This window comes from Bradyrhizobium sp. 23, assembly GCF_023073295.1.
Taxonomy (GTDB): domain Bacteria; phylum Pseudomonadota; class Alphaproteobacteria; order Rhizobiales; family Xanthobacteraceae; genus Bradyrhizobium; species Bradyrhizobium canariense_D.
The window spans coordinates 69,251-75,770 of record NZ_JADPJF010000070.1; the positions used below are offsets into that span (position 1 = coordinate 69,251).

General features: G+C 63.4%; 4 protein-coding genes. 2 read left to right on the plus strand and 2 right to left on the minus strand.

Features of this window, described 5'->3' with window-relative positions; all coding sequences use genetic code 11:
* Positions 1-4 precede the first annotated feature (4 nt).
* Positions 5-1,948 carry a PrkA family serine protein kinase gene (locus IVB32_RS18205; protein WP_018454065.1) on the minus strand — a complete coding sequence of 648 codons (1,944 nt, stop codon included), beginning with the start codon at positions 1,946-1,948 and terminating at the stop codon, positions 5-7.
* A 299-nt stretch (positions 1,949-2,247) separates the two neighbouring features.
* Positions 2,248-2,898, minus strand: coding sequence for a hypothetical protein (locus tag IVB32_RS18210; protein ID WP_085351899.1), 651 nt, complete (start codon positions 2,896-2,898; stop codon positions 2,248-2,250).
* A 308-nt stretch (positions 2,899-3,206) separates the two neighbouring features.
* Here IVB32_RS18210 and IVB32_RS18215 point away from each other — a divergent pair, with 308 nt between their 5' ends.
* Together IVB32_RS18215 and IVB32_RS18220 are read left to right on the plus strand one after the other, a co-directional pair.
* Entirely contained in the window at positions 3,207-6,056 is a 2,850-nt protein-coding gene (locus tag IVB32_RS18215) for a bifunctional transaldolase/phosoglucose isomerase (RefSeq protein WP_247370173.1), read from the plus strand.
* A 13-nt stretch (positions 6,057-6,069) separates the two neighbouring features.
* On the plus strand, positions 6,070-6,520 hold a 451-nt coding region (locus tag IVB32_RS18220), incomplete at its 3' end, for an NAD(P)-binding domain-containing protein (protein WP_247410874.1).

Sequence of the window (6,520 nt, forward strand, 5' to 3'; positions counted from 1 at the left end):
CGCCTCAACCGGCCTGCTTCACGCGCATGTACCATTCGACGAGCCGGCGAACCTGACGCTCGGTGTAGCCGCGCTCCACCATGCGTGCGACGAACTCGCCATGCTTCTTCTCCGTCTCGCCGTCCTTCTTCGACCCGAAGGAGATGACCGGAAGCAGGTCCTCAACCTGGGAGAATATCCGCTTTTCGATCACATCGCGAATCTTCTCGTAGGAGATCCAGGTCGGATTCTTGCCGCCGTTCTGGGCGCGCGACCGTAACGAGAATTTGACCACCTCGTTGCGGAAATCCTTCGGGTTGGCGATGCCCGCCGGCTTCTCGATTTTGGTCAGCTCCTGGTTCAAAAGCTCACGATCCAGCAGCTGGCCGGTGTCGGCGTCCTTGAAATCCTGGTCCTCGATCCAGGCATCGGCGTAGTCGACGTAGCGGTCGAACAGGTTCTGGCCGTAATCCGAGTAGGATTCGAGATAAGCCTTCTGGATCTCGTTGCCGATGAACTCGGCATAACGCGGCGCAAGGTCGGCCTTGATGAATTCGAGGTAGCGCTTCTCGACTTCCTCGGGCAGTTGCTCGCGCTTGATCGATTGCTCCAGCGCGTACATCAGATGCACGGCGTCGGCGGCGACTTCCTGCGGATCGTGGTTGAAGGTCGCAGCCAGGATCTTGAAGGCAAAGCGGGTGGAAACACCGTCCATGCCCTCGTCGACGCCGGCGGCATCGCGATATTCCTGGACGCTGCGCGCCTTCGGATCGGTCTCCTTCAGGCTCTCGCCGTCGTAGACCCTCATCTTGGCGTAGATCGTGGAATTTTCGTGCTTGCGCAGGCGCGACATCACCGAGAACCGCGCCAGCGTTTCCAGCGTCGCGGGCGCGCAAGGCGCGGCCGCGAGCTCGGAGCCCTGGATCAGCTTCTCGTAGATCTTCTGCTCCTCCGTGATCCGCAAGCAGTACGGCACCTTGATCACGCAGATGCGGTCGATGAAGGCCTCGTTGTTCTTGTTGGCCTTGAAGCTCGACCACTCGGCTTCATTGGAGTGCGCAAGGATGACGCCGGTGAAGGGGATCGCGCCGATATTCTCGGTGCCGATATAGTTTCCTTCCTGCGTCGCGGTGAGCAGCGGGTGCAGCATTTTGATCGGCGCCTTGAACATCTCGACGAACTCGAGCACGCCCTGGTTGGCGCGGTTGAGGCCGCCGGAATAGCTGTAGGCGTCGGGATCGTTCTGCGCGTAGGTTTCGAGCTTGCGGATGTCGACCTTGCCGACCAGCGAGGAAATGTCCTGGTTGTTCTCGTCACCCGGCTCGGTCTTCGCGATCCCGATCTGGCGCAGCCGCGACGGCTGGATCTTTGCAACCCGGAACTGGGAAATGTCGCCGCCGAAGGCTTCCAGCCGCTTGTAGCACCACGGGCTCATCAGGCCGGTGAGACGGCGGCGCGGAATGCCGTATTTCTCTTCCAGCATTGGGCCGAGCTGATCCGGATCGAACAGGCTGAGCGGGCTTTCGAACACGGGCGAGAGCTCGTCGCCGGCCTTGAGCACGTAGATCGGATGCACCTCCATCAGCGACTTGAGCCGCTCGGCGAGCGAGGATTTGCCGCCGCCGACCGGACCGAGCAGATACAGGATCTGCTTGCGCTCTTCGAGGCCCTGCGCCGCGTGACGGAAGAAACCGACGATGCGCTCGATGGTTTCTTCCATGCCGTAGAAGCCGGCGAAGGCCGGATAGGTGCGGATCGTGCGGTTCAAAAAAATACGGCCAAGGCGTGGGTCCTTGGCCGTGTCAATCGTCTGGGGCTCACCGATCGCTGCTAGCAGTCGTTCGGCCGCGTTTGCGTATTTCATGGGATCGCTTCGACACGATTCCAGATACTCCGCCATCGACATGTCGTGTTGGCTTCTCGCCTCGAACGACTTAGCGAAAGCGTTGAATAGAGAATCGTTGTACATGATCCCTCTCCGCGTGAGTTCCGCTACACAATTGAACGAAAGCAGCGACCGGACCGTTCCTTAGCGCCACTCTCGAATCAGCGTGAGCACATGACGATCATTCGACACCCGGGCGCCTTCTCGGCGCAACGCACAACGTAGGCACAGGGTGAGTTACGAACAGGCACCTGCCTGATATTTGAGCGAATCTTTGTCTATATTGGCTCATTTCCAGAAAATGTCACTCGCTCGCAACATCCGGGCATTACCGGGGATGCGTTCATCCGGCGCCGCATCATAGCCGTCTGCGAACGGCGATCTTATGACGCTTGTGCGGCGAAGCCTTGCGTGGCGCGTTCATCTTCCTGCTGCAATGCGGTGCGTGGACCGCCGGCGGCGTGACAGTCGCGGCAAACGCGCAGCAGTGTATCAAAATCGGTCGCCAGGCCCTCCGACCGGATGACGATGCGATCGTCCGTCACACCGCGGGCCAAGCCGCGGATGCTGCAGAGCTGCCTCTGCAAGGCCGGCGTCGGCGTCAGCACGATCACCTTGCGCCCGCGGCGTTCTTCAGCCGAAATCTCCGCGATCGAGTCCCACAGCAGAAATTCATTGCCGATGCGAAGGTCGCGAATGCCATAGGGGGTGACGATCACCACCGATGCCCGCTCGGCGGGGAGCATCCAGATCAGCCGGCCGGTCATCGCGGCGAACGCCACCACGCCGGCATAGCCGACCGTCGTGTCGTAATCGCCAAAAGCGTTCCACCAGCCCAAGGCGAGCGTTGCGCTGAGCAGCGTCATGGCGAAACCCGCAACGATCAGCAACCGCAGTTGGGTCGTACATGGACCGATTTCGAGATCGTGGGACGCATCGACGCATCCGGTCGACGTGACCGACTGGGGGCTGTCTGTGACAGCGAGCGCCAGACGGTCATGATGTGCTTGCATGCTTTCCCCCAGCATGGCCATTCGCGACCGAGCCACGATGCATCAGGCGGACCGGAATCCGCTGATGAGTACTCCACGCAGCCGCTGGCGGCGAGGCGAGGCAGCTGGCGTTACACAACAAGGGCCTAGCCGATTCCTCACGGCCAACGACCTTTTACGCAACTCGGCTCCCTCTACGCGGATCGCCATGATCGCGACGGAGTTACACTGGAGGATATGACGCCCATACCCTTGATTGGTTCCCTCAAGGAAGCATGTAAGCTAGAGGATAGCGCGTCAGGACCGGCGCGGAAACCCCTCGCCCGCAGGCTTGGAGATAAATTAGCATCATGAATCCCGTCAAAGAACTGGAAAAGCACGGACAAGCCGTCTGGCTGGACTTCCTGGCCCGCGGCTTCATCGCCAAGGGCGACCTGAAGCGGCTGATCGATACCGACGGCGTCAAGGGCGTCACCTCCAACCCCTCGATCTTCGAGAAAGCGATTGGCAGCTCGGACGAGTACGACGCGCCGATCGGCAAGGCGTTGAAGCGCGGCGATCAGTCGGTCGCCGACCTGTTCGAGGCCGTCGCGGTCGAGGACATCCAGAACGCCGCCGACGTGCTGCGTCCGGTCTATGACCGCCTCAAGGGCGGCGACGGCTATGTCAGCCTGGAAGTCTCGCCCTATCTGGCGATGGACACCGCCGGCACGGTCACCGAGGCGCGGCGGCTCTGGAAGGACGTCAACCGCAAGAACCTGATGGTGAAGGTGCCGGCGACGCCGGAGGGCCTGCCGGCGATCGAGACCCTGATCGGCGACGGCATCAGCATCAACATCACGCTGCTGTTCTCCAGGGACGTCTATCTGCAGGTTGCCGAGGCCTATATCGCCGGCCTGGAGAAATACGTCGCAGGCGGCGGCGACCCCTTGCACGTGGCGAGCGTGGCGAGCTTTTTCGTCAGCCGTATCGACTCGGTGGTCGACAAACAGCTCGACGAGAAGATCGCCCGCGCCAACGACCCGAGTGAGAAGGAACGGCTCGCCGCGCTGAAGGGCAAGGTCGCGATCGCCAATGCGAAGGTCGCCTACCAGGATTACAAGCGCCTGTTCTCAGGTCCGCGCTGGGACAAGCTCGCGGCCAAGGGCGCCAAGCCGCAGCGCATGCTGTGGGCCTCGACCGGCACCAAGAACAAGGACTACAGCGACGTCCTCTATGTCGAGGAATTGATCGGTCCCGACACCATCAACACCGTGCCGCCGGCGACACTGGATGCGTTCCGCGACCACGGCACGCCGCGGGACAGCCTGGAAGAGAATGTCGACGACGCCAGGCGCGTGCTGGAAGAACTGGAGCGCTCCGGCGTCTCGCTCGATGCTATCACCGAGGAACTCGTCAAGGACGGCGTCAAGCAGTTCGCCGACGCCGCCGACAAGCTCTATGGCGCTGTCGCCCACAAGCGCGCCACCGTGCTCGGGCCTGCGATCGACCGCCAGCTGCTCTCGCTCGGCGACGGCCTCGGCAAGGCCGTGGCCAAGAGCACCGAGGAATGGCGCGCGTCGGCAAAGATCCGCAGGCTGTGGCAACGGGACAAATCGGTCTGGACCGGCACCGACGAGGACAAATGGCTCGGCTGGCTCGACAGCGCCGCCAAGGCCGACGTCGCCGATTATGAGGATTATGCCAGCCGCGTGAAAGGCCAGAAATTCTCCGACGCCGTCGTGCTCGGCATGGGCGGGTCAAGCCTCGGGCCGGAGGTGCTGGCCGAGACCTTCGGCAAGAAGCCCGGGTTCCCGAAGCTGCACGTGCTGGATTCCACCGATCCGGCGCAGGTGCGGGCAATGGAGGCCAGGATCGACATCGCCAACACCGTGTTCATCGTCTCCAGCAAGTCCGGCGGCACCACCGAACCGAATGCGATGAAGGATTATTTCCACGAGCGCGTCGCGCAGGCGGTCGGACCGAAGGTCAAGACCGGCCGTCGCTTCATTGCGGTCACTGATCCCGGATCGTCGCTGGAGACGGCGGCGAAGACGCTAAGCTATGCGCGCATCTTCCACGGCGAGCCCTCCATCGGCGGACGCTACTCGGTGCTCTCGCCGTTCGGCCTGGTGCCGGCGGCAACCGCGGGCGTCGATATCAAGACCTTCATCAAGCACGCGCTTGCGATGGCCCGCTCCTGCGGACCGGACGTGCCGCCGGCCGAGAACCCCGGCGTGCAGCTCGGCCTTGCCATGGGCCATGCAGCGCTCGAAGGCCGCGACAAGGTGACGATCCTGTCGTCGAAGAAGATTGCCGATTTCGGCGCCTGGGCCGAGCAGCTCATCGCGGAATCGACCGGCAAGGACGGCAAGGGCCTGATCCCGATCGACGGCGAGCCGCTGGGCGAGCCGGCGGTCTACGGCAATGACCGGCTCTTCATCGACATCCGTATCGAGGGCGAAGCGGACGCCGCCCATGACTCGCAGCTTGCTGCGATCGAAGCGGCCGGCCATCCCGTCGTGCGCATCGTGATGAAGTCGATCGACCATCTCGGCCAGGAGTTTTTCCGCTTCGAGATGGCAACGGCGGTCGCGGGCAGCATCCTCGGCATCAACCCGTTCGACCAGCCGGACGTGGAAGCGGCCAAGATCAAGACCCGAGAGCTCACCGCCTCGTTCGAAAAGACCGGCGCGCTGCCGGCCGAGCAGCCGGTGGTCAGCACCACCGAGGCCGATCTCTACACCGACGAGACCAATGCCGCAGCCCTGCGCGCCGCCGGCGCCAACGGCGACCTCACCTCGTGGCTGAAGGCGCATCTGTCGCGCTCCAACCATGGCGATTATGTCGCCCTGCTCGGCTACATCGCGCGCGACAAGGCGACGATCGACGCGCTCCAGACCATGCGGCTCGAGGTGCGCGAGAAACGACACGTTGCGACCTGCGCCGAGTTCGGCCCCCGCTTCCTGCACTCGACAGGACAGGCCTACAAGGGCGGCCCCGACACCGGTGTGTTCCTCCAGATCACCGCCGACGATGCCAGGGACCTGCCGGTGCCGGGCCAGAAGGCCAGCTTCGGCGTGATCAAGGCCGCGCAGGCACGCGGCGACTTCGACGTGCTTACCGAGCGCGGCCGGCGCGCGCTGCGGGTCCACTTGAAGGGCGGGCTCAAGAAGGGTCTCGCGGCGCTCAATGCGGCGCTTAACGACGCACTGAACTAAGGGAATTCCTCAAATGCAACTCGGCATGATCGGCCTCGGCCGGATGGGCGGCAATATCGTTCGCCGCCTGATGCGCCAGGGACATTCGACCGTGGTCTATGACAAGGACGCCAAGGCCGTCGCGGGCCTTGCCGCAGACGGCGCGACAGGCTCGGCGACGCTCGAAGAGTTCATTGCGAAACTGGAGCGGCCGCGCACGGCTTGGGTGATGCTGCCGGCCGGCCACATCACCGAGACCACGATCGACACGATCGCGGCTGCGATGCAGGACGGCGACGTCATCATCGACGGCGGCAACACGTTCTGGCAGGACGACGTCCGCCGCGGCAAGGCGCTGAAGGAGCGCGGCATCCACTATGTCGACGTCGGCACCTCCGGCGGCGTCTGGGGCCTCGACCGCGGCTATTGCATGATGATCGGCGGCGAGAAACAGGTGGTCGATCGGCTCGATCCGATCTTCGCCG

What these genes read in the sequence shown, in the direction of transcription:
- IVB32_RS18210 (WP_085351899.1), bottom strand. Translation starts at nt 2,898, where the DNA reads ATGGCCATGCTGGGGGAAAGCATGCAAGCACATCATGACCGTCTGGCG.
- IVB32_RS18205 (WP_018454065.1), bottom strand. Translation starts at nt 1,948, where the DNA reads ATGTACAACGATTCTCTATTCAACGCTTTCGCTAAGTCGTTCGAGGCG.
- IVB32_RS18215 (WP_247370173.1), top strand. Translation starts at nt 3,207, where the DNA reads ATGAATCCCGTCAAAGAACTGGAAAAGCACGGACAAGCCGTCTGGCTG.